The following is a 22,035-nucleotide window of genomic DNA, read 5'->3' on the forward strand; positions in this document are numbered from 1 at the left end:
TTAAAAGGAGCGGTTTTTAAATGATAAAAGTAGTGTTTATGGGAACACCGGACTTTTCAGTGCCGGTGCTTCGTCGTCTTATTGAAGATGGCTATGAGGTAGTAGGTGTTGTGACGCAACCTGATCGTCCAGTAGGTAGAAAAAAAGTATTAACACCTACACCTGTTAAAGTTGAAGCGGAAAAACATGGTATCCCTGTGTTACAGCCGTTAAAAATTCGTGAAAAAGATGAATATGAAAAAGTATTGGCATTAGAGCCAGATTTAATTGTAACAGCTGCATTTGGTCAGATTGTACCAAATGAAATTTTAGAAGCACCGAAGTATGGATGTATTAATGTCCACGCTTCTTTACTTCCTGAACTTCGTGGTGGTGCACCAATTCATTATGCAATTATGGAAGGTAAAGAAAAAACAGGTATTACAATTATGTATATGGTAGAAAAATTGGATGCTGGTGATATCTTAACGCAAGTGGAAGTGGAAATTGAAGAGCGTGAAACGACAGGCTCATTATTTGATAAATTAAGTGAAGCAGGAGCACATCTTCTATCTAAAACAGTACCTTTATTAATTCAAGGTAAGTTAGAACCGATTAAACAAAACGAAGAAGAAGTAACGTTTGCGTACAATATAAAACGTGAGCAAGAGAAAATTGATTGGACAAAAACAGGTGAAGAAGTATACAATCACATTCGCGGATTGAATCCATGGCCAGTTGCTTATACAACTTTAGCAGGACAAGTTGTTAAAGTATGGTGGGGAGAAAAAGTGCCTGTAACTGAACCGGCTGAAGCAGGTACGATTGTTGCGATCGAAGAAGATGGTTTTGTAGTAGCAACTAGTAATGAAACAGGTGTTAAAATTACTGAATTGCAACCTTCTGGTAAAAAGCGTATGAGTTGTTCACAATTTTTACGTGGAACAAAACCTGAAATTGGAACGAAGTTAGGAGAAAATGCATGAGACAAAATGTTCGTGAATTAGCTCTTGATGGTTTAATTCAAGTGGAAAAAAGTGGTGCATATAGCAACTTACTTTTAAATAATTTAATTGAAAAAAGTGCAATTGATAGAAAAGATATTGGTTTATTAACTGAAATTGTATATGGAACGATTCAACGTCGTGACACATTAGATTATTATTTACAGCCTTTTTTAAAAAAGAAGGTTGAGGCGTGGGTAAGAGTATTGCTTCGCTTATCTTTATATCAAATGATTTATTTAGACCGAGTGCCAGAAAGAGCGGCTATTCATGAAGCGGTTGAGATTGCAAAGCGTCGCGGGCATAAAGGAATTGCTGGTATGGTGAACGGTGTATTACGTTCGATTCAGAGAGAAGGTGTACCTTCTGTAGATGAAATCAAGGATCCAGTAGAACGGCTTGCAATTGCGATGAGTCATCCAGTTTGGCTTGTACAAGAGTGGACTTCTGCATATGGCTTAGAAACTGCAGAGAAAATGTGCGAAGTAAATATGTTACCTCCTGTACCTACAGCGCGTGTGAATGTTGATAAGGTAACGGTAGAAGAAGCGATTGAGTTGTTGGCAAGTGAAGGTATAGAAGCAAAACGTGGTGACTTGTCAGATGATGCAATTCAGATTGAAAGAGGAAATGTAGCGCATACAGAAGCGTTTAAAAAAGGATTTCTTTCTATTCAAGATGAAAGTTCTATGCTTGTAGCACGCGCTTTAGAACCAAATGAGGGAGAGACAGTTCTTGATAGTTGTGCGGCTCCTGGTGGTAAAACTACGCATATAGCTGAGCGTTTAAAGGGAACTGGTAAAGTAATGTCTCTTGATTTACATGCACACAAAGTACGTTTAATTAAACAGCAAGCAGAGCGACTTGGGTTAGAAAATGTCGAAACAAAAGCGCTAGATGCTAGAAAAGTGCAAGAGCACTTTTCAAATGAAACGTTTGATAAAATATTGGTAGATGCACCGTGTTCTGGATTTGGTGTAATTAGACGTAAGCCTGATATTAAGTTAGGAAAAGATAAAGGCGATAGTGAAAGATTATCGACGATTCAACTTGCGATACTAGAAAAAATAGCACCGTTATTAAAACAAGGCGGTCGTCTTGTTTATAGTACGTGCACAATTGAGAAAATAGAAAATGAACAAGTAATAGATAAATTTTTAAAAGAACATCCTGAATTTGAATGGGATACTACGATAAAAGAACGTATGCCAGAAAAATTAAGTCCGTATATTAATGAAGGTCAAGTACAAATTTTACCGCATTATTTTGCAACGGATGGCTTTTATATTGCTTGTTTAAGGAAGAAGGTGTAGCATCATGGAAACGACTGTAAGAAAACAAAAGAAAAATGTAGAAACGAAGAAACCATCAATTTACTCTTTACAAATTCATGAAATGCAAGATTGGTTAAAGGAACAAGGAGAACCGAAGTTCCGCGCTGGACAAATTTTTGACTGGCTATATAAAAAACGTGTAAAAAATTATGAGGATATGTCAAACCTTTCTAAAGGATTGCGTGATAAATTGTCGAATTCCTTTGATATTACTACTTTAAACACGTTAGTAAAACAAACGTCTTCGGATGGAACGATTAAATTCTTATTCCAATTATATGACGGGTATTCTATTGAAACGGTATTAATGCGACATGAATATGGAAATTCCATTTGTGTAACAACGCAAGTTGGTTGTCGTATTGGATGTACGTTCTGTGCTTCGACGCTTGGTGGACTAAAACGAAACCTAGAAGCTGGAGAAATCGTAGCGCAAGTAGTAGAAGTTCAGCGTGCGCTTGATGAAACAGAAGAACGTGTAAGTTCTCTTGTTGTTATGGGAATTGGAGAACCATTTGATAATTACGATAATTTAATGGGATTCTTACGCATCACTAACCATGAAAAAGGACTTCATATTGGTGCTAGACATATGACTGTTTCGACGAGTGGAATTATCCCGAAAATTTATAAGTTTGCTGAAGAAGAACTACAAATTAATTTTGCGATTTCATTGCATGCTCCAAACTCAGAATTACGTTCAAAATTAATGCCGATTAACCGTGCTTATAAATTACCGGATTTAATGGAAGCTATTAAATACTATGTAAATAGAACAGGGCGCCGTATTACTTTTGAATATGGATTATTTGGAGGAGAAAATGACCAAGTTGAGCACGCTGAAGAGCTTGCTGCGCTCTTAAAAGGTGTAAAATGTCATGTAAACTTAATCCCGGTAAACTACGTACCTGAACGTGATTATGTACGTACACCACGTGAGCAAATTTTCTTGTTCGAGAAAACGTTAAAAGATCGTGGAGTGAATGTAACGATTCGCCGTGAACAAGGTCATGATATTGACGCAGCCTGCGGTCAGTTGCGTGCGAAGGAGCGCAAAGAAGAGACGAGGTGACGAGATGAAAGCCGTATTTCTATCGGATAAAGGAAAAGTTCGTCAACATAATGAAGATAGTGCAGGAGTTTTTCACAATTTAGATGGAAATGTTTTAGCGGTAGTAGCAGATGGAATGGGAGGTCATCGAGCTGGTGATGTAGCTAGCTCGATGGCCATTCAATTATTCCATGATTATTGGAAGCAAACGCATAATATGAATGAACCGAAAAAAGTAGAACAATGGTTACATACTAGTGTTGGGATTATTAATGAGCGTATATATGAATACGCTCAGCAAAATGTAGAATGTAATGGTATGGGAACAACGCTTATAATAGCTGTTTGTACAACAAGTTTTGTGACGATAGGGCATATAGGAGATAGTCGTTGCTATATGGTATCAGAAGGAGAAATGACGCTTGTAACGGAAGATCATTCGCTTGTAAATGAGCTTGTGAGACATGGTGAAATTTCAAAGGAAGATGCAGAGTATCATCCGAAAAAGAATGTGTTATTAAGAGCGCTAGGAACAGAAGAAAAAGTTGGATTAGATGTTAAAACGTTGGTGCTTGAGGAAGATGATCAATTACTTCTTTGCTCTGATGGGTTATCAAACAAAGTTTCTATTGATGATATGCAACAAATTTTACAGTTAAATGAACAGCTTGAAGGTAAAGGGCAGCGTCTCATTCAATTGGCGAATGATCGCGGTGGAGAAGATAATATCACACTTGTTCTTATTGATTATGCGGGTTCGACAAACGAAAGTAGGTGAAGTGCAACGTGCTGATTGGAAAACGCTTAAATGACCGTTATAAGCTACTGAAAATGATTGGTGGTGGCGGAATGGCCAATGTATATTTAGCTCATGATGATATACTTGGCCGAGATGTAGCGGTAAAAATATTAAGACTCGACTACTCAAATAACGAAGAGTTTATTAAACGTTTCCATCGAGAAGCGCAGTCTGTTACAACGTTGTCGCATCCAAATATTGTGAATATGTATGATGTCGGAGAAGAAGATGGTATATATTATCTTGTCATGGAATATGTACCCGGGCAAACATTGAAGCAATACATAATTGAGCGAGGTATGTTACCTATAGGAGAAGCTCTTGATATTATGGAGCAGTTAACATCCGCCATGGCACACGCCCATCATTTTGAAATTGTGCATCGTGATATAAAGCCGCACAATATTTTAATTCGAGCTGATGGAATAATAAAAGTAACAGATTTTGGAATTGCGACAGCTACAAGTGCAACAACAATTACACATACAAATTCAGTACTGGGTTCAGTCCATTATTTATCACCAGAACAGGCACGTGGCGGGATAGCAAATAAACAATCGGATATTTATTCTCTTGGAATAGTTATGTTTGAATTGTTAACAGGAAGACAACCGTTTTCTGGCGAATCTGCTGTTGCTATAGCTTTAAAACATTTACAAAGTGAAATCCCATCACCAAAAAGATGGAATGAAAATATTCCGCAAAGTGTTGAAAATATTATATTAAAGGCAACTGCAAAAGATCCTTTCCATCGATATCAATCTGCCAATGCGATGAAGCGAGATATTGAAACTGCGCTATATCCAGAGAGGATAAATGAGCAACCATTTTACATACCAGAAGATATGGAAGCGACGAAAGCGATTCCGATTATTCAACAAGAACAATTATTTGAAAATGTAAGTGATGAAACGATTGTTTTAAAAGGGAGTAAGGTGGAAGAACCGATAAGAGCAGAAGCAGCTGAGTTAGATAAGAAGAAAAAACGGAGTAACAAGTGGCTTAAAGTTTTAATTTCAACATTTTTATTTTTAGCAATAGGAATAACATTAGCGCTTACGGTTATTCCAGGATTATTTATTCCGAAAGATGTGAAAGTGCCTGATGTGGCTGGTATGAAATACACGACAGCTGTAAATACGTTAGTAGAAAAGGGCTTTGAGGTGACGGAGCCTAATATTGTATATACAGATGATGTTGAAGTTGGGGATGTAATAAAAACGGAACCTGTAGCAGGAAGAGTCGTAAAAGAAAACGCTAAAATTACTATCTATCAATCAGGTGGAAAAAAGAAAAGTAAGATGGCGAATTTCACAGGGCAAAACTTTGAGAGTGTAAAAGCTGAGTTAGAAGAAAAATATAAACAAGTTACAGTAAATTGTATTGAAAATGATAAGCCGAAAGGTGAAATTGTAGAGCAAATTCCGACGCCTGATCAAATGGTTATAGAAGCGGAGCAAGAACTGAAAATCTGGGTAAGTAAAGGTCCTTATCAAATTAGACCAGGTGACTTTTCGGGGTGGACTGAAAATAGTGTAACTGGTTATTTGAATGAGAGAAAACTAACGTCAGATATAAAACGAGAGTACTCAGATTCAGTCGAAAAAGGACTTGTAATTTCGCAATTTCCAAAACCAGGTACACCATTAAAAGAGGGAGATAAAGTAACTATTATTATCTCTGATGGTCAAAAGCCTAAAGTGACTAAAACGGTAAAAGTGGACAATATCTCTATCCCATATGAGCCTGCTGTAACAGGTGAAAAAAAGCCGCAAACAATAGAAATTTATAAAGAAGACATGCAGCAAAAAATGGATAGACCGGTTGAAACGAGAACAATTACTGAATCAGCGACTATTTCTTTAGAATTTGTAATTCAAGAAGGTTCAAAGGGACACTATAAAATTGTACGAGATGGAGTAACGATTATTGATAAAGAAGTACCATATCCAACTCAATAATAGTGAAAGTCTACTTATTATTATTGCCTGTTATGCTGTCTACAAAGTGGACGGTATAGCAGGCAAAAATATATGATTCAAAAAGCTAGTAAAGTGATGCAGCTGTAAATATTTTTTTGCATTTAATGGAAGATTTAATGTATATTAGCGAAAGTATATATGGTAGGTTTTGAAATCGTTATTTGGAAAATTTAAATCCATTCATTTTTAAATTCAGCATCACCTTATACAAAAAAAGGAGAATTCTATGCCAGAAGGAAAAATTATAAAAGCTTTAAGTGGGTTTTATTACGTGCAGCATGAAGAAGGGGTTACGCAATGTCGTGGGCGAGGTGTATTTAGAAAAAATAAAATTACACCACTTGTAGGAGACCAAGTTGTTTTTCAGGCAGATAATCCAACTGAAGGTTATGTGCTTGAAGTGTTTGATCGAAAAAATGAACTTGTTAGACCTCCTATTGCTAATGTCGATCAAGCGATCCTTGTGTTCTCTGCAGTAGAACCAGATTTTAATCCTGGACTGTTAGATCGATTTTTAGTGCTGATTGAATATCATAACATTAAGCCAATTATTTGTATTAGCAAGATGGATTTAGTAGATGAAAAGATGAAAGCAACTGTTGAAGCTTATGCGAATGATTATCGTGAGATGGGTTATGATGTTTTATTTACTTCTATTAATACGTCAGAAAGTATTGATATATTAAAACCATACTTAGAAAATTGTGTTTCTGTTGTTGCGGGTCAATCTGGTGTTGGGAAATCTTCAATGCTTAATGTGCTACGTCCAGAATTAGAGCTGAAAACAAATGATATTTCCTCCCATTTAGGACGCGGGAAGCATACGACAAGACACGTAGAATTAATTGCAATTGGGAGTGGACTAGTAGCAGATACACCGGGTTTTAGTTCACTAGATTTCATTGATATAGAAGTAGAAGATCTTACATATTGTTTTCCAGAGTTGAAAGAAGCGAGCCAATACTGTAAATTTAGAGGGTGTACACATCTTTCTGAACCGAAATGTGCTGTGAAAGCTGCGGTTGAAGAAGGGAAGATTACAGAATATCGCTATAAGAACTATAAACAATTCGTAGAAGAAATTAGAGAGAGAAAGCCGAGGTATTAGTTATGATTAAAATTGCACCATCGATTTTATCAGCAGATTTTTCAAAATTAGGGGAAGAGATTAAAGATGTAGAAAAGGGCGGAGCGGATTACATTCACGTTGACGTAATGGATGGACATTTCGTACCAAATATTACGATTGGACCATTAATTGTAGAAGCTATCCGTCCAATTACATCATTACCATTAGATGTACATTTAATGATTGAAAATCCTGATAACTATATCCCGACTTTCGCACAAGCGGGAGCGGATATTATTACTGTTCACGCAGAGGCGTGTCCACATCTGCATCGTACAATTCAGTTAATTAAATCTCACGGTATTAAAGCGGGCGTTGTATTAAATCCACATACGCCAGTTTCAGTGATTGAGCATGTATTAGAAGATATAGATATGGTATTACTTATGACAGTAAATCCTGGATTTGGTGGACAGAAGTTTATCCATTCTGTATTACCGAAAATTAAACAAGTTGCAGACATGGTGAAAGAGCGCAATCTAGAAGTAGAAATTGAAGTTGATGGTGGTGTAAATGCTGAAACAGCAAGACTTTGTGTGGAAGCAGGAGCAAATGTACTTGTAGCTGGATCAGCAGTATACAATCAAAAAGACCGCGGTGAAGCAATTCGCGTAATTCGTGGGTAGTGATGAACTTTTATCCTAGTAAGGTATTCATAGGATAGGGTAAAAATATGTAAAAAGGCAATCTACCGAATGGCAGATTGCCTTTTTACAATGGAAGGGGAAGAAAAAATGATTATTCATATTTTGGCAGGAGGACCTTCGGAATATTGCGCAGATTTTGCTCGATATGAGAATGAGGAAGTAGTGTGGGCTGCGGTTGATAGGGGAGTATACCGTCTATTAAAGAAAGGGATTACCCCGGCTGTTGCGTTTGGAGATTACGATTCAGTTACTGAAGAAGAATTAGTATGGATGGGACAGCAAACGAACGAATTACATATTGTTCCGCGGGAAAAAGATCAAACGGATTTAGAAATTGCAATCAACTGGGCATTAGGACAGAAGCCGGCACTAATTCGTATTTTTGGTGCTACCGGTGGAAGACTTGATCACGGTTTGGCAAATATACAAATGCTTTTAAAAGGGTTAGAAGTAGAGATAGAAATGTGTATTGTGGACAATAAAAATGAAATAACAGTTAAAAAAGTGGGTACACATATAATTGAAGAAAATAAAAATTTTCCTTATGTATCTTTTGTACCAGTTACTGAAATAGTGGAAGGGATTACATTGTTTGGTTTTAAGTACCCTCTTACTAATAAAACAATAGAGTGGGGATCAACACTTTGTATTAGTAACGAACTCGTTGAGGAAAAAGGTACTTTTTCATTTACTTCTGGCATATTAATGTTGATAAGAAGCACTGATTGAAGAAACAATTTTGCTCCTTACATCATATAGTGACCAAGTGGAGTAATGGGGATTAGGAGGGAAACCATGAGATTTTATACAATTAAGTTACCTAAATTTCTTGGTGGAATTGTTCGTGCAATGTTAAATACCTTCAAAAAAGATTAAAAAAGCACCTATCACCGGTGCTTTTTCCATTGTTATAGTAAAAAAAGAGCCTATCGGCTCTTTTTTTTATTATTAAACACGTTCGATTTTGCCAGATTTTAATGCTCTAGCAGAAACGTAAACACGTTGAACTTTTCCGTCGATGCGTACGCGAACTTTTTGAAGGTTAGCGCCCCACTTACGTTTTGTAGCGTTCATTGCGTGAGAACGAGAGTTACCAGAACGAGCTTTTCTTCCAGTAATAGCACAAACACGAGCCATTTATATTTCCCTCCCTTGATACCTTACCATACGTAATTTTTCAATGTTAGTCTTTTATGCGATGCTAAAAACACTACTATAATTTAACACAACTAAAAAGAGAATGCAACACCGTAGAAAAAAGAAATCAAGAAAATTTACTTGACACTATATGTCAATGAAGAAAAGTTAAAATCCATAAAAATTGCTTGACATATTATAGTGGTACATGTTGTATAATAACAATGGACTATTTTGCTCATCATAAAAAAGTGTAATTTAAAACATAAAATATGAGAGTGAAAAGAAAGAACGATGGAATTTTCTTTAAAAAGATTATATGATAGTAACTAAAGTAGTCTAGCTCACTTTCACCATTTATGAAGGGGGAAACGAGATGTCAATTGAAATTAAAACGAAGTACGGTCAAATTGATATTAGTACAGATGTAATTGCAACAATTGCTGGAGGTGCCGCGGTAGATTGCTACGGTATCGTAGGTATGGCATCAAAAAATCAGTTAAAAGATGGATTAACAGACATTTTACGAAAAGAAAACTTCACTAGAGGTGTTATTGTTCGTAAAGATGAAGATGAAGTACATATTGATATGTATATTATTGTGAGCTATGGTACGAAAATTTCAGAAGTGGCACATAATGTGCAGACGAAAGTGAAATATACACTAGATCAAACTGTAGGACTAGCAGTAGATTCTGTAAACATCTACGTACAAGGAGTTAAAGTAATAAACTTGTAATGTGCATTAAGGAGGAAAATCTGTGTCAATTCAAAAAATTGATGGAAAACGTTTATCACAAATGATCATGCAAGGAGCGAATAATTTAACAAATAATGTTCAGCTTGTTGATGCATTAAACGTATTTCCAGTTCCAGATGGCGATACCGGTACAAACATGAACTTATCTATGACTTCAGGTGCGCGTGAAGTGAAAGCAAATCCTTCACAGCATGCTGGTAAAGTCGGCGTAAGTTTAGCCAAAGGATTATTAATGGGAGCTCGTGGTAACTCTGGAGTTATTCTATCTCAGTTGTTCCGTGGTTTCTCTAAATCCATTGAACAAAAAGAAGAATTAACAACAGTTGATTTTGCTGCAGCACTAGAAGCTGGAGTAGAGGCGGCTTATAAAGCGGTTATGAAACCGATTGAAGGAACGATTTTAACGGTTGCAAGAGAAACGGGTAAATATGCAGTAACAGTTGCGAAAAAACAGCGCGACTTTGTTTTGTTTATGGAAGACGTTGTGAAAGAAGCAAACGCATCGTTAAATCGTACGCCAGATTTATTACCTGTATTAAAACAAGTTGGCGTTGTAGATAGCGGTGGTAAAGGTCTTGTAGTGGTATACGAAGGATTTTTAGCTGACTTAAAAGGAGAAACGATTTCTTCTGATGCACCGACGCAAACATCTATGAATGAGATGGTACGCGCAGAACATCACCGTAGTGTACAAAGCCAATTGAGTACAGAAGATATTAAGTATGGATATTGTACGGAGTTCATGGTGAAATTAGAGGCTGAAAAGGTGAAAGAGCATAATTTCTCTGAACAAAAATTCCGTGAAGATATTAGTGTATATGGTGATTCTCTACTAGTTGTGTCTGATGATGAAATTGTAAAAGTTCATATCCACGCAGAACATCCTGGAGACGCTATGAACTACGGGCAAAAATACGGTAGTTTAATTAAGATTAAAGTAGAAAATATGCGTGAACAGCATACTGCTTTATTAGATGAACCTGCTATGGTTCCTGAACAACCAGCTCAATCGAAAGAAAAACAACCATATGGTATCGTAACTGTGGCAATGGGGTCTGGTATTAAAACTTTATTTGAGAGCATCGGCGCAACGAAAGTTATCGAAGGTGGTCAAACGATGAATCCAAGTACGGAGGATATCGTGAAGGCAATTGAAGAAGCAAATGCTGAAAAAATCATTATTTTACCGAATAACGGAAATATTGTAATGGCAGCAGAACAAGCGGCATCAGTTGTAGATCAAGAAGTTATTGTTGTTCGTTCGAAAACAGTTCCTCAAGGTATGGCAGCAATGTTAGCATTTAACCCAGTTGGAACGTTAGAAGAGAATGAAGAAAACATGCAAGAAGCTTTATCTCATGTGAAAACAGGTCAAATTACGTATGCTGTACGTGATACGGAAATTGATGGTGTAGCAATTCAAAAAGATGACTTCATGTGTATTGCAGATGGAAAAATTGTATCTACAAATGCTGAAAAAGTAGGAGCTGCGAAGCAATTACTAGAAGCGCTTATTGATGAAGATTCTGAAATCGTAACGATTCTACAAGGTGAAGATGCAACTGACGAAGAAGTAGCGGAGTTAGTTGAATTTGTAGAAGAGAAATTTGAAGATGCAGAAGTAGAAGTGCATGCTGGAAACCAACCAGTGTATTCTTTCATCTTCTCTGTAGAATAAGATAAGATTCGTTTTGAAAATAAATGGATTACTTACTTGCTAATGGATAAGGAGTAGTAATATGAAGTTTATTACTAGTTTTTATTCAAAAGGCTAGCATATCGAAGAGAGAAAAGAGCCTTGCTGCTAATAGTGAGGCTCTTTTTTACTTGTTTTATATAAGGGATTTGAGTAGTTTCTCTTAGAATGCCTATGATAGAATATATAAGGTGAAAGAGAGCGATTACAGATGCTAATTGGTACTCAAATAAAATGCAATAAAGAAAATAGTGTGACGGGGTGTGAGAATCTTGAATGATGTTGTACAAGTTCCTGTTACGGATGTAAAGGGGATCGGAGGAGAAACATCTGAGTTACTACATGAGATGGGGATTTATACAGTTTCTCATCTATTAGAACATTTTCCGTACCGTTATGAAGATTATGCGATGAAAGATCTTGCTGAAGTAAAGCATGATGAACGTGTAACGGTTGAAGGGAAGGTTCATAGTGCTCCTTTGCTGCAATATTATGGTAAGAAGAAATCGCGTCTAACAGTTCGTGTTCTCGTCGGTCGTTATTTAATTACGGCGGTATGTTTTAATAGGCCTTACTATAAGCAAAAATTAACGTTAGATGAAACGGTAACGATTACTGGTAAATGGGATCAACATCGTCAAACAATTGCTGTATCAGAACTTCATTTTGGGCCAGTTGTACGTCAACAAGAAGTGGAGCCAGTTTACTCAGTAAAGGGGAAACTTACAGTAAAACAGATGCGTCGTTTTATTGCTCAAGCGTTAAAGGAATATGGAGATTCTATAGTCGAAGTGTTACCGGATGGTTTGTTAGGCCGGTATAAATTATTACCAAGATATGAAGCACTTAAGGCTTTGCATTTTCCGGTAGGACAGGAGGATTTAAAGCAAGCGCGTCGCCGTTTTGTATATGAGGAATTTTTCTTATTTCAGCTGAAAATGCAAACGCTGAGGAAAATGGAGAGGGAAAATTCAAAAGGGACGAAGAAAGAGATTCCGTCAGTAGAATTACAAGAATTTATCGATGCACTGCCGTTTCCGTTAACGGGTGCGCAGCGCCGAGTTGTAGATGAAATTTTAAAAGATATGACATCTCCTTATCGGATGAACCGACTATTACAAGGTGACGTTGGTTCTGGGAAAACAGTTGTTGCTGCGATTGGCCTTTATGCATCGAAATTAGCTCATTATCAAGGTGCTTTAATGGTTCCTACAGAAATTTTAGCTGAGCAACATTATCAGTCGCTTGCTGAAACGTTTTCGCATTTTGGTATGAAGGTGGAACTGCTAACAAGTTCTGTTAAAGGTGCGAGACGACGAGACATTTTAGCGAAGTTAGAACAAGGAGAAATAGATATTCTTGTTGGAACGCACGCTTTAATTCAAGATGAAGTTATATTTCATAGGTTGGGTCTCGTTATTACGGATGAACAGCATCGATTTGGTGTAGCGCAGCGCCGAGTTTTACGGGAGAAAGGTGAAAGTCCAGATGTATTATTTATGACAGCGACACCAATTCCGCGTACGCTTGCAATTACTGCATTTGGAGAGATGGATGTTTCAATAATCGATGAGATGCCAGCAGGGAGAAAGGTGATTGAAACATACTGGGCAAAACATGATATGTTAGATCGCGTCCTCGGTTTTGTTGAGAAGGAGATAAAAAAAGGAAGACAGGCATACGTTATTTGTCCTCTAATTGAAGAATCTGAGAAACTTGATGTGCAAAATGCTATCGACTTACATAGTATGCTGACGCATCATTACCAAGGGAAATGCCAAGTTGGATTGATGCATGGGAGATTATCGTCTCAGGAAAAAGAAGAGATAATGGGACAGTTTAGTGAAAATAAAGTGCAAATTCTTGTATCGACAACAGTTGTTGAGGTTGGTGTGAACGTACCGAATGCGACTGTGATGGTTATTTATGATGCAGAACGTTTCGGTTTATCGCAGCTTCATCAGCTTAGAGGGCGTGTCGGGCGTGGTAGTGAACAATCATATTGTTTATTAATAGCAGACCCTAAATCAGAAACAGGAAAAGAAAGAATGCGCATAATGACTGAAACAAATGATGGATTTGTATTGTCAGAAAAAGATTTAGAATTACGAGGTCCTGGAGATTTCTTTGGGAGTAAGCAAAGTGGCTTACCGGAATTTAAGGTTGCTGACATGGTACACGATTATCGAGCGTTAGAAACAGCAAGGCAAGATGCGGCGATACTAGTAGAGTCAGAAGCATTTTGGCACAATGATCAATACGCTGCCTTGCGTACGTATCTTGATGGGACAGGTGTGTTCCAAGGAGAGAAGCTCGATTAAAGGGAGTCAACAAAAAAATTGTTGCATTCTACTTTCAATGATTATATACTACTGTTAGTACCTAGTCATAAAAAATGGATGGTGCGGTATGAAGAAAAGAAGAAGTAAAAAAGAAAGACAAGAATTATTACAACAAACAATCGAATCAAATCCTTTTATTACGGATGAAGATTTAGCGGAAAAATTTCAAGTGAGTATACAAACAGTACGACTGGATCGTATGGAATTGTCTATTCCTGAATTAAGAGAGAGAATTAAACATGTAGCTACAAAGCAACATGAAGAAGATGTGAAATCTTTACCGTTAGAAGAGGTTGTCGGAGAAATTATTGATATTGAATTAGATAGACATGCAATCTCTATCTTTGAAGTAAAGGTAGAACATGTATTTAAAAGAAATCAAATTGCCCGTGGGCATCATCTGTTTGCGCAAGCAAACTCACTAGCTGTTGCGGTTATTGATGAAGAATTAGCTTTAACTGCAAAGTCTACCATTCGATATATTCGCCCTGTAAAATTAGGAGAGCGTGTTGTTGCAAAAGCGCGTGTTGAAGACGTAGAGAATGATAAGGGACGGACGGTTGTCAAAGTGCGTAGCTTCGTTGGAGAAGAACTTGTTTTTACAGGCACTTTTGAAATGTATCGATCTAGTAATTATAGTGAGGAAGGTAACAACTTATGAAAATCGCAATAGATGCAATGGGCGGAGATCACGCTCCGAAGGCTGTAGTATTAGGGGCAATGAAAGCTATTAAGGAATATTCTGATTTACATATTACGTTAGTAGGGAAAGAAGAGGAAATTCGTCAATACTTAACGAGTGATGAACGAATTACTATTCTTCATACAGACGAAAAAATAGAATCGACGGAAGAACCAGTAAGAGCGGTTCGTCGAAAAAAACAAGCTTCAATGGTACTTGCGGCACAGCAAGTAAAGGATGGAGAAGCAGACGCTTGTATATCCGCAGGTAGCACAGGAGCTTTAATGGCAGCTGGATTATTTGTTGTCGGTCGTATGGAAGGAATTGAGCGACCAGCTTTATCGCCTACAATGCCAACTGTAGATGGAAAAGGTTTTGTTATGTTAGATGTTGGAGCAAATGTTGATGCAAAACCAATTCATTTATATCAATATGCAGTAATGGGATCTGTTTATGCTGAGAAGGTAAGAGGAATTGAAAATCCTCGTGTTGGACTATTAAACGTTGGAACAGAGGATGGAAAAGGAAACGAGCTTTCAAAGCAAGTATTTGCAATGCTTAAGGATGCGCCAATTAATTTCGTTGGGAACGTTGAATCGAGAGATTTATTGCAAGGTGTAGCAGATGTTGTTGTATGTGATGGTTTTACAGGGAATGTAGCGTTGAAATCATTAGAAGGAACAGCACTTGCGCTATTCTCTATGTTGAAAGAACAACTAATGAGTTCGTTTACGAGCAAATTAGCAGCGGCGGTATTAAAGCCAAAACTTATGGTATTAAAAGATAAAATGGATTATTCGGAGTATGGGGGAGCTGCATTATTTGGATTGAAAGCACCTGTCATTAAGGCTCACGGTTCTTCTAATGACCAGTCGATATTTAGTGCGATTCGTCAAACGAGAGAAATGGTAGCGAAAGAAGTAATTCCTACAATTTCAAGCGTAATGGAGAAAGAGTCACTCCAATAAGAGGAGGATTTGAAATGGGAAAAATAGCATTTCTTTTTCCGGGCCAAGGTTCACAGGCAGTTGGAATGGGTAAACAATTAGCAGAGAATAATAAAGAGGTTGCAAAAGTGTTTGCAAAAGCAGATGAGGTGTTACAAGATTCACTTTCAGAAGTGATTTTTGAAGGACCGCAGGAAAAGCTTACATTAACAACAAATGCTCAGCCTGCATTATTAACAACGAGTTTTGCTATTTTGACAGCTTTGAAAGAGTATGACATTACACCTAACTTTGTCGCTGGTCATAGTTTAGGTGAATATAGCGCTCTTGTAGCAGCTGGTGCATTAACTTTTGAAGATGCTGTATATGCTGTAAGGAAACGTGGCGAATATATGGAAGAAGCTGTTCCAGACGGGGAAGGTGCGATGGCAGCTATATTAGGTGCTGACCTAGATATGCTGAAACAAGTTACAGAAGAAGTAACAAGTGAAGGATATGCAGTGCAAATCGCTAATATGAATAGTACGAAGCAAATTGTGATTTCTGGAACGAAGCAAGGTGTAGAGGTTGCTTCTCAAAGAGCGAAAGAAAATGGTGCAAAGAGAGCAATTCCACTAAAAGTAAGTGGGCCTTTCCATTCTTCACTTATGAAGCCGGCAGCTGAGAAGTTCCAAAGCGTTTTAAATGAAATTACAATTCATGACACGAATATTCCTGTTATTGCAAATGTTACAGCGGATGTTATTACACGTGGTGCTGACATTCAAGAAAAGTTAATCGAACAGCTTTATTCGCCTGTATTATGGTACCCGTCTATTGAATGTATGGTGCAGCAGGGAGTAGATATATTTATTGAAATTGGACCTGGAAAAGTACTTGCTGGACTTATGAAGTCGATTGATTCATCAGTGAAAGCATATGCGATATATGATGAAGAGACATTAAAAGATACCATTTCAAATTTGAGAGGAGAAAACTGATGTTAAAAGGGCAGGTAGCATTAGTAACTGGCGCTTCACGTGGAATTGGTCGCGCGATTGCGATCGATTTAGCGAAACAAGGGGCAAATGTAGTAGTGAATTATGCAGGTAATGAACAAAAAGCAAATGAAGTAGTAGATGAAATTAAGAAATTAGGTTCTGATGCAATTGCGGTAAGAGCAGATGTTGCAAATGCTGATGATGTTACAAATATGGTGAAACAAACAGTAGATACATTTGGACAAGTTGATATTCTTGTAAATAATGCTGGTGTAACAAAAGATAATTTATTAATGCGTATGAAAGAAGAAGAATGGGATACAGTTATTAATACAAACTTAAAAGGTGTATTCTTATGTACAAAAGCAGTATCTCGCTATATGATGCGTCAACGTCACGGTAGAATTATAAATATCGCTTCGGTTGTTGGTGTTATAGGAAACCCAGGGCAAGCTAATTATGTTGCTGCTAAAGCGGGTGTTATTGGATTAACAAAAACATCTGCAAAAGAGTTAGCAAGTCGAAATATTACAGTGAATGCAATTGCGCCGGGCTTTATTGCGACTGATATGACAGATGTACTAGATGAGAATATTAAAGCAGAAATGTTAAAAGTTATTCCAGCTGCTCAATTTGGTGAAGCGCAAGATATCGCGAATGCTGTAACGTTTTTTGCTTCTGATCAAAGCAAATATGTTACAGGTCAAACGTTAAATGTTGATGGCGGTATGGTAATGTAATAAAAGAATCGATTTCACCTAGTTTTTTTGGTCAATATTTAATATAATATTTGAGGGGAGGTGAATGGAATGGCAGATGTTTTAGAGCGCGTAACAAAAATCATCGTTGATCGTTTAGGAGTAGAAGAGACTGAGGTAGTACCAGCTGCAAGCTTCAAGGAAGATTTAGGAGCAGACTCCCTAGATGTAGTAGAACTTGTAATGCAATTAGAAGATGAATTCGAAATGGAAATTTCTGATGAAGATGCTGAAAAGATTGCTACTGTTGGCGATGCTGTGACTTACATAGAGAGTCATCTATAATGCTTAAGTGAAGTCCCGTTTTTTAGCGGGGCTTTCTGGCTTATATCTGGAGGGACCTATGCCGTACCGAAAATATAGAGAAAAAAAATACGAAACAAAATATCGTGAAGCATTTAAAGTGTTTCAAGAAAAGATAGGTATTACGTTTACAGATGAAAAATTATTGATTCAAGCATTTACGCATTCATCGTATGTGAATGAGCATCGAAAAAAACCGCATGAAGATAACGAGCGTCTTGAATTTCTTGGAGATGCAGTATTGGAACTTACTGTATCGCAGTATCTGTTTCAAAAATATCCGACAATGAGCGAAGGAGAGTTAACAAAACTACGTGCAGCTATTGTATGTGAGCCATCTCTTGTTCGTTTTGCGAACGAATTGTCATTTGGTAGCCTTGTTTTATTAGGAAAAGGTGAAGAAATGACAGGTGGACGTGAACGACCGGCTTTATTAGCGGATGTCTTTGAAGCGTTTATTGGTGCCCTTTATCTTGATCAAGGGTTAGAAACAGTTTGGGAATTCTTAAAAGAAATTGTATATCCGAAAATTAATGAGGGTGCTTTTTCTCATGTGATGGATTATAAGAGTCAGTTACAAGAATTGATTCAGCGTGATGGTAGTGGCAATGTTGAGTATCAAATTTTGCAAGAAAAAGGACCAGCTCACAATCGAGAATTTGTGTCACGTGTTACGTTAAATAACGTAGCTTTAGGTCTTGGTAGTGGTAAGTCGAAAAAAGAAGCAGAGCAACAAGCTGCTGCAGAAGCATTGAAAAAATTAAAAGAACAACTATAAGGAATCCCCCTTTGAATGAGGGGGATTCCTTATGCATAGAATGAAACTTTCTTTTTGTTTGTGAATAAAAGGAAGGGAAATCCGTATGATAGCTCGTTTTTGTATAGATAACAGTTATAGCAACGGAGAATAGGAGGAAGGCCTTTCGTGTTTTTAAAAAGATTAGAAATAGCAGGATTTAAGTCTTTTGCTGAGCGTGTATCTGTTGATTTTGTCCCAGGTGTAACTTCTGTAGTAGGCCCTAATGGAAGCGGGAAAAGTAATATTACTGATGCGATTCGCTGGGTACTTGGTGAACAATCTGCAAAATCATTACGTGGTGCAAAGATGGAGGATATTATTTTTGCAGGCAGTGATACGAGGAGAGCGGTTAATGTTGCTGAAGTAACAATAACTTTAAATAATGAAGATCAACGTTTACCAATTGAATACAATGAGGTGTGTGTAACACGTCGTGTATCTCGTTCAGGTGATAGTGATTTTTATATTAATAAACAATCATGTAGATTGAAAGATATTATCGATTTATTTATGGACTCTGGTATGGGAAGAGAAGCTTTTTCAATTATTAGCCAGGGGAAAGTGGAAGAGATTTTAAGTAGTAAGTCAGAAGAGCGTCGAGGTGTATTTGAAGAAGCGGCAGGCGTACTGAAATACAAACTTCGCAAAAAGAAAGCTGAAGGGAAGTTAGCAGAAACACAAGAAAACTTAAATCGTGTACAAGATATAATTCATGAATTAAGTAGTCAAGTAGAACCTTTAGAAAGACAAGCTTCTATTGCGAAAGATTATCTTGAGAATAAAGAAGAATTAGAGAAAGTAGAAGCTGCGCTTATTGTACATGAAATTGAAGAATTGCATGAGAAATGGGAAGCGCTTCGAAATCAGTTTGGGCATAATAAAGACGAAGAAGCTAAAATGTCAACGGATTTACAAAAAAGTGAAGAAGAGCTTGAGGAATTACGAGGACAATTACAAGCGGTAGATGAGTCTGTAGATTCGTTGCAAGAAGTACTTCTTCTTTCTAGTAAAGAGCTAGAAAAACTAGAAGGACAGCGCGAGTTGTTAAAAGAGAGAAAGCAAAATGCTACGACGCATTGTGCGCAACTTGAGCAGTTAATTGTTGAATTAACAGAGAAAGCTAAAAGTTACGATGGTGAAATTGCGTCAAGTACAGAAGCTTTAATGCAATTTGTGAATGAAGTAAAAGAGTTAGAGCAAAAATTGCATGATAATGAGCAACTGCTTGCTACTTTTGCTGACAATTTAGAGGAACAGATTGAGAATTTAAAAGGTGACTATATTGAACTTTTAAATCAACAAGCTAGTCATCGCAATGAATTATCTATGATTGAAGAACAATCTAAACAGCAAACGTCTAAAAACGAGCGGCTGGATGAAGAGAATGCGAAATATGTAGAAATGCGTATGGAAATTACAGCGAAAAAGACGAAACTTGTAGAAAATTACGAACAAGTGAAAGAAAAAGTAGCTGGCATCCTCTCAAACATACAGAAGACAGAGGCGGCGCTCGGGAAATGTAAGACGCAGTATAGTGAAAATGAAACAAAACTGTATCAAGCATATCAATTTGTGCAACAGGCACGTTCTCGAAAAGAAATGCTTGAAGAGATGCAAGAAGATTATTCTGGCTTCTATCAAGGTGTACGTGAAGTATTGAAAGCTAGAGAAAATAGGTTGCAAGGTATCGAGGGTGCTGTTGCGGAACTGTTAACGGTACCTAAAGAATACGAAGTTGCAATGGAAATCGCTCTAGGTGCAGCGATGCAGCACATTGTTGTACAAACAGAGGAACATGCTCGTAATGCAATTGCATTTTTAAAGCAAAATAAACATGGGCGTGCAACGTTTTTACCGCAAGCTGTTATTAAAAGTAGGTCGTTATCATTTGAGCAATTACGCATTGTAAATCAACACCCATCGTTTGTAGGTGTGGCGGCAGAACTTGTGCAGTACAATAATAAATATGAAAATGTAGTTTCAAATTTATTAGGTACTGTTATTGTTGCGAAAGATTTACGCGGAGCAAATGAGTTGGCGAAACAACTGCAATACCGTTATCGCATTGTAACAATCGAAGGGGACGTAGTGAATCCTGGCGGTTCTATGACTGGTGGAGCGGTAAAACAAGCGAAATCTTCTTTATTAGGACGCCAACGTGAACTGGAAGAGTGGACTCGCAAGTTAACTGATATGGAAGAAAAAACAACGAAGTTAGAAAACTTTGTTAAAGCAGTAAAACAAGAGATTCAAGAAAAAGAAGTGAAAATACGCGAACTAAGGCAAACTGTAGAAGCAGAGCGTGTAGATGAGCAGAAATTAAGAGAAGAGATTAATCGTTTAGAATTAGAAGAACATCGTATTAATGACCGCTTGTCTATTTATGATTTAGAGATTGAAGGTTTTTTACAAGATCGAGTAAAAATACAAGGGCGTAAAGAGGCGTTAGAAGGGATTTTAACGAATCTTCAAGCTGATATCACAGAGTTAGATAGTAAAATTGCAGCTTTAACAAAACAAAAAAGTGAGCAACATTCTTCAAAAGAAAAAGTTCAAAAAGAAATGACTGAGTTAAAAGTGCTGGTAGCTGAAAAGCAACAACGCTTATCTAATCAAAAAGAAAAAGTTGAACGATTTACGAAGGAAAAAGAAGAAACGGATGCGACACTTGTAAAAACGAAAGAGGATTTAGCTTTCTTAAAACAAGAAATGACATCTAATTCAAGTGGTGAAGAGCAAATTACGAATATGATTGAGAAGAAAGCGTATGATCGTAATCAAACTTCAGAATTAATTCGCTCTCGTCGCGAACAACGTGTCTCGTTGCAAGAGAGAGTAGAACATTTAGAGCGTAATTTGAAAGAAACGACAGGTAAACATAAATATATTATTGAAATGTTGAAAGATCAAGAAGTGAAAATAAACCGACTTGATGTAGAGTTGGAAAATAGATTACAACATTTACGTGAAACATATACGATTTCATTTGAAGCGGCAAAACTAAAATATACAATGACAATGCCTGCAGAAGATGCGCGTAAGAAAGTAAAATTAATCAAATTATCCATAGAAGAGTTAGGTACAGTGAACCTAGGGGCAATTGATGAATATGAACGCGTAGCGGAGCGTCATACATTTTTACTAGAGCAGAGAGACGACCTAGAAGAAGCGAAAACGACATTGCACCAGCTTATTACCGAAATGGATGAAGAAATGAAAAAACGCTTTTTTACTACGTTTGAAGGCATTAGAATGGAGTTTCAATCGGTATTCTCTGAGTTATTTGGAGGCGGAAGAGCGGATTTAGTAATGACTAATCCAGAGGATTTACTAAATACGGGTATTGATATTGTAGCACAACCGCCAGGGAAGAAATTGCAGAACTTAGGTTTACTTTCAGGTGGAGAGCGTGCTTTAACGGCAATTGCGCTTTTATTTGGTATTTTAAAAGTGCGCCCAGTACCGTTCTGTGTACTAGATGAGGTAGAGGCCGCCCTTGATGAAGCGAATGTAGCTCGTTTTGCACAGTATTTAAAGAAATTTAGTGATGAGACGCAGTTTATTGTAATTACACATAGAAAAGGTACAATGGAAGAGTCTGATGTGTTGTACGGTGTAACAATGCAAGAATCAGGGGTATCTAAACTTGTTTCGGTTCGTTTAGATGCCGGAGAAGAACTTATTGCAAGTGAATAGGAAGGATGGG

Annotated in this window: 20 protein-coding genes; 19 read left to right on the forward strand and 1 reads right to left on the reverse strand. The window is 37.3% G+C overall.

What is annotated here, in order from left to right; genetic code table 11:
* Window positions 1-20 precede the first annotated feature (20 nt).
* The 9 genes from fmt to spoVM all read left to right on the forward strand — a co-directional run bounded on the left by fmt (window position 21) and on the right by spoVM (window position 8,801).
* A complete protein-coding gene (gene fmt, locus MHI28_RS27855; RefSeq protein ID WP_000598805.1) occupies window positions 21-965 on the forward strand; it encodes a methionyl-tRNA formyltransferase in 945 nt (314 codons plus the stop codon).
* Window positions 962-2,296 carry a 16S rRNA (cytosine(967)-C(5))-methyltransferase RsmB gene (gene rsmB, locus MHI28_RS27860; protein ID WP_001249661.1) on the forward strand — a complete coding sequence of 445 codons (1,335 nt, stop codon included), beginning with the start codon at window positions 962-964 and terminating at the stop codon, window positions 2,294-2,296. Before fmt ends, rsmB begins: the two co-directional genes overlap by 4 nt.
* Before the next feature lie 4 nt (window positions 2,297-2,300).
* Window positions 2,301-3,389: a 23S rRNA (adenine(2503)-C(2))-methyltransferase RlmN gene (rlmN, locus tag MHI28_RS27865; protein ID WP_000450548.1), complete on the forward strand. Its 1,089-nt coding sequence runs from the start codon at window positions 2,301-2,303 to the stop codon at window positions 3,387-3,389.
* Window positions 3,390-3,393: 4 nt separating this feature from the next.
* Window positions 3,394-4,146 (forward strand): Stp1/IreP family PP2C-type Ser/Thr phosphatase, encoded by a 753-nt coding sequence (locus tag MHI28_RS27870; RefSeq protein ID WP_000648709.1) that lies wholly within the window; start codon window positions 3,394-3,396, stop codon window positions 4,144-4,146.
* A gap of 8 nt (window positions 4,147-4,154) precedes the next feature.
* Window positions 4,155-6,128 (forward strand): Stk1 family PASTA domain-containing Ser/Thr kinase, encoded by a 1,974-nt coding sequence (gene pknB / locus MHI28_RS27875; protein ID WP_340828364.1) that lies wholly within the window; start codon window positions 4,155-4,157, stop codon window positions 6,126-6,128.
* Window positions 6,129-6,375: 247 nt separating this feature from the next.
* The gene (gene rsgA, locus MHI28_RS27880) at window positions 6,376-7,257 is read left to right on the forward strand and encodes a ribosome small subunit-dependent GTPase A (RefSeq protein WP_001113932.1); all 882 of its coding nucleotides are present in this window, start codon (window positions 6,376-6,378) and stop codon (window positions 7,255-7,257) included.
* A gap of 2 nt (window positions 7,258-7,259) precedes the next feature.
* On the forward strand, window positions 7,260-7,904 hold the full coding sequence (rpe, locus tag MHI28_RS27885) for a ribulose-phosphate 3-epimerase (RefSeq protein WP_000589970.1): 645 nt from the start codon (window positions 7,260-7,262) through the stop codon (window positions 7,902-7,904).
* Between the two features lie 69 nt (window positions 7,905-7,973).
* A complete protein-coding gene (locus MHI28_RS27890; RefSeq protein ID WP_000752665.1) occupies window positions 7,974-8,654 on the forward strand; it encodes a thiamine diphosphokinase in 681 nt (226 codons plus the stop codon).
* Window positions 8,655-8,720: 66 nt separating this feature from the next.
* A complete protein-coding gene (gene spoVM, locus MHI28_RS27895) occupies window positions 8,721-8,801 on the forward strand; it encodes a stage V sporulation protein SpoVM (RefSeq protein WP_001213599.1) in 81 nt (26 codons plus the stop codon).
* A 72-nt stretch (window positions 8,802-8,873) separates the two neighbouring features.
* Here spoVM and rpmB read toward each other — a convergent pair whose 3' ends face one another.
* On the reverse strand, window positions 8,874-9,062 hold the full coding sequence (gene rpmB / locus MHI28_RS27900; protein ID WP_000124776.1) for a 50S ribosomal protein L28: 189 nt from the start codon (window positions 9,060-9,062) through the stop codon (window positions 8,874-8,876).
* A gap of 376 nt (window positions 9,063-9,438) precedes the next feature.
* Here rpmB and MHI28_RS27905 point away from each other — a divergent pair, with 376 nt between their 5' ends.
* The 10 genes from MHI28_RS27905 (at window position 9,439) to smc (ending at window position 22,025) form a co-directional block, all read left to right on the forward strand.
* Window positions 9,439-9,801, forward strand: a complete 363-nt coding sequence (locus MHI28_RS27905; protein WP_000021109.1) for an Asp23/Gls24 family envelope stress response protein — start codon at window positions 9,439-9,441, stop codon at window positions 9,799-9,801.
* A 22-nt stretch (window positions 9,802-9,823) separates the two neighbouring features.
* Window positions 9,824-11,500 carry a DAK2 domain-containing protein gene (locus tag MHI28_RS27910; RefSeq protein WP_000027131.1) on the forward strand — a complete coding sequence of 559 codons (1,677 nt, stop codon included), beginning with the start codon at window positions 9,824-9,826 and terminating at the stop codon, window positions 11,498-11,500.
* 290 nt (window positions 11,501-11,790) lie between these two features.
* Entirely contained in the window at window positions 11,791-13,839 is a 2,049-nt protein-coding gene (gene recG / locus MHI28_RS27915; RefSeq protein WP_001000822.1) for an ATP-dependent DNA helicase RecG, read from the forward strand.
* An 88-nt stretch (window positions 13,840-13,927) separates the two neighbouring features.
* On the forward strand, window positions 13,928-14,521 hold the full coding sequence (fapR, locus tag MHI28_RS27920; protein WP_000747349.1) for a transcription factor FapR: 594 nt from the start codon (window positions 13,928-13,930) through the stop codon (window positions 14,519-14,521).
* Window positions 14,518-15,510 carry a phosphate acyltransferase PlsX gene (plsX, locus tag MHI28_RS27925; protein ID WP_000684100.1) on the forward strand — a complete coding sequence of 331 codons (993 nt, stop codon included), beginning with the start codon at window positions 14,518-14,520 and terminating at the stop codon, window positions 15,508-15,510. Before fapR ends, plsX begins: the two co-directional genes overlap by 4 nt.
* A 14-nt stretch (window positions 15,511-15,524) precedes the next feature.
* Window positions 15,525-16,469, forward strand: a complete 945-nt coding sequence (fabD, locus tag MHI28_RS27930) for an ACP S-malonyltransferase (RefSeq protein ID WP_000515907.1) — start codon at window positions 15,525-15,527, stop codon at window positions 16,467-16,469.
* On the forward strand, window positions 16,469-17,209 hold the full coding sequence (gene fabG / locus MHI28_RS27935) for a 3-oxoacyl-[acyl-carrier-protein] reductase (RefSeq protein WP_000912007.1): 741 nt from the start codon (window positions 16,469-16,471) through the stop codon (window positions 17,207-17,209). Before fabD ends, fabG begins: the two co-directional genes overlap by 1 nt.
* 69 nt (window positions 17,210-17,278) lie before the next feature.
* Window positions 17,279-17,512, forward strand: a complete 234-nt coding sequence (gene acpP, locus MHI28_RS27940) for an acyl carrier protein (protein ID WP_000786062.1) — start codon at window positions 17,279-17,281, stop codon at window positions 17,510-17,512.
* 58 nt (window positions 17,513-17,570) lie between these two features.
* Entirely contained in the window at window positions 17,571-18,308 is a 738-nt protein-coding gene (gene rncS / locus MHI28_RS27945; protein ID WP_001146875.1) for a ribonuclease III, read from the forward strand.
* 147 nt (window positions 18,309-18,455) lie between these two features.
* A complete protein-coding gene (smc, locus tag MHI28_RS27950) occupies window positions 18,456-22,025 on the forward strand; it encodes a chromosome segregation protein SMC (protein WP_000478965.1) in 3,570 nt (1,189 codons plus the stop codon).
* Window positions 22,026-22,035 lie beyond the last annotated feature (10 nt).

The sequence above is a fragment of the Bacillus sp. FSL K6-0268 genome (assembly GCF_038005425.1).
GTDB lineage: Bacteria > Bacillota > Bacilli > Bacillales > Bacillaceae_G > Bacillus_A > Bacillus_A thuringiensis_S.

Bases quoted from the DNA above. Each gene is read 5' to 3' on its own strand.
- fmt (WP_000598805.1), top strand. From the start codon at position 21: ATGATAAAAGTAGTGTTTATGGGAACACCGGACTTTTCAGTGCCGGTG.
- rsmB (WP_001249661.1), top strand. From the start codon at position 962: ATGAGACAAAATGTTCGTGAATTAGCTCTTGATGGTTTAATTCAAGTG.
- rlmN (WP_000450548.1), top strand. From the start codon at position 2,301: ATGGAAACGACTGTAAGAAAACAAAAGAAAAATGTAGAAACGAAGAAA.
- MHI28_RS27870 (WP_000648709.1), top strand. From the start codon at position 3,394: ATGAAAGCCGTATTTCTATCGGATAAAGGAAAAGTTCGTCAACATAAT.
- rsgA (WP_001113932.1), top strand. From the start codon at position 6,376: ATGCCAGAAGGAAAAATTATAAAAGCTTTAAGTGGGTTTTATTACGTG.
- rpe (WP_000589970.1), top strand. From the start codon at position 7,260: ATGATTAAAATTGCACCATCGATTTTATCAGCAGATTTTTCAAAATTA.
- MHI28_RS27890 (WP_000752665.1), top strand. From the start codon at position 7,974: ATGGCAGATTGCCTTTTTACAATGGAAGGGGAAGAAAAAATGATTATT.
- spoVM (WP_001213599.1), top strand. From the start codon at position 8,721: ATGAGATTTTATACAATTAAGTTACCTAAATTTCTTGGTGGAATTGTT.
- rpmB (WP_000124776.1), bottom strand. From the start codon at position 9,062: ATGGCTCGTGTTTGTGCTATTACTGGAAGAAAAGCTCGTTCTGGTAAC.
- MHI28_RS27905 (WP_000021109.1), top strand. From the start codon at position 9,439: ATGTCAATTGAAATTAAAACGAAGTACGGTCAAATTGATATTAGTACA.
- fapR (WP_000747349.1), top strand. From the start codon at position 13,928: ATGAAGAAAAGAAGAAGTAAAAAAGAAAGACAAGAATTATTACAACAA.
- plsX (WP_000684100.1), top strand. From the start codon at position 14,518: ATGAAAATCGCAATAGATGCAATGGGCGGAGATCACGCTCCGAAGGCT.
- fabD (WP_000515907.1), top strand. From the start codon at position 15,525: ATGGGAAAAATAGCATTTCTTTTTCCGGGCCAAGGTTCACAGGCAGTT.
- fabG (WP_000912007.1), top strand. From the start codon at position 16,469: ATGTTAAAAGGGCAGGTAGCATTAGTAACTGGCGCTTCACGTGGAATT.
- acpP (WP_000786062.1), top strand. From the start codon at position 17,279: ATGGCAGATGTTTTAGAGCGCGTAACAAAAATCATCGTTGATCGTTTA.
- rncS (WP_001146875.1), top strand. From the start codon at position 17,571: ATGCCGTACCGAAAATATAGAGAAAAAAAATACGAAACAAAATATCGT.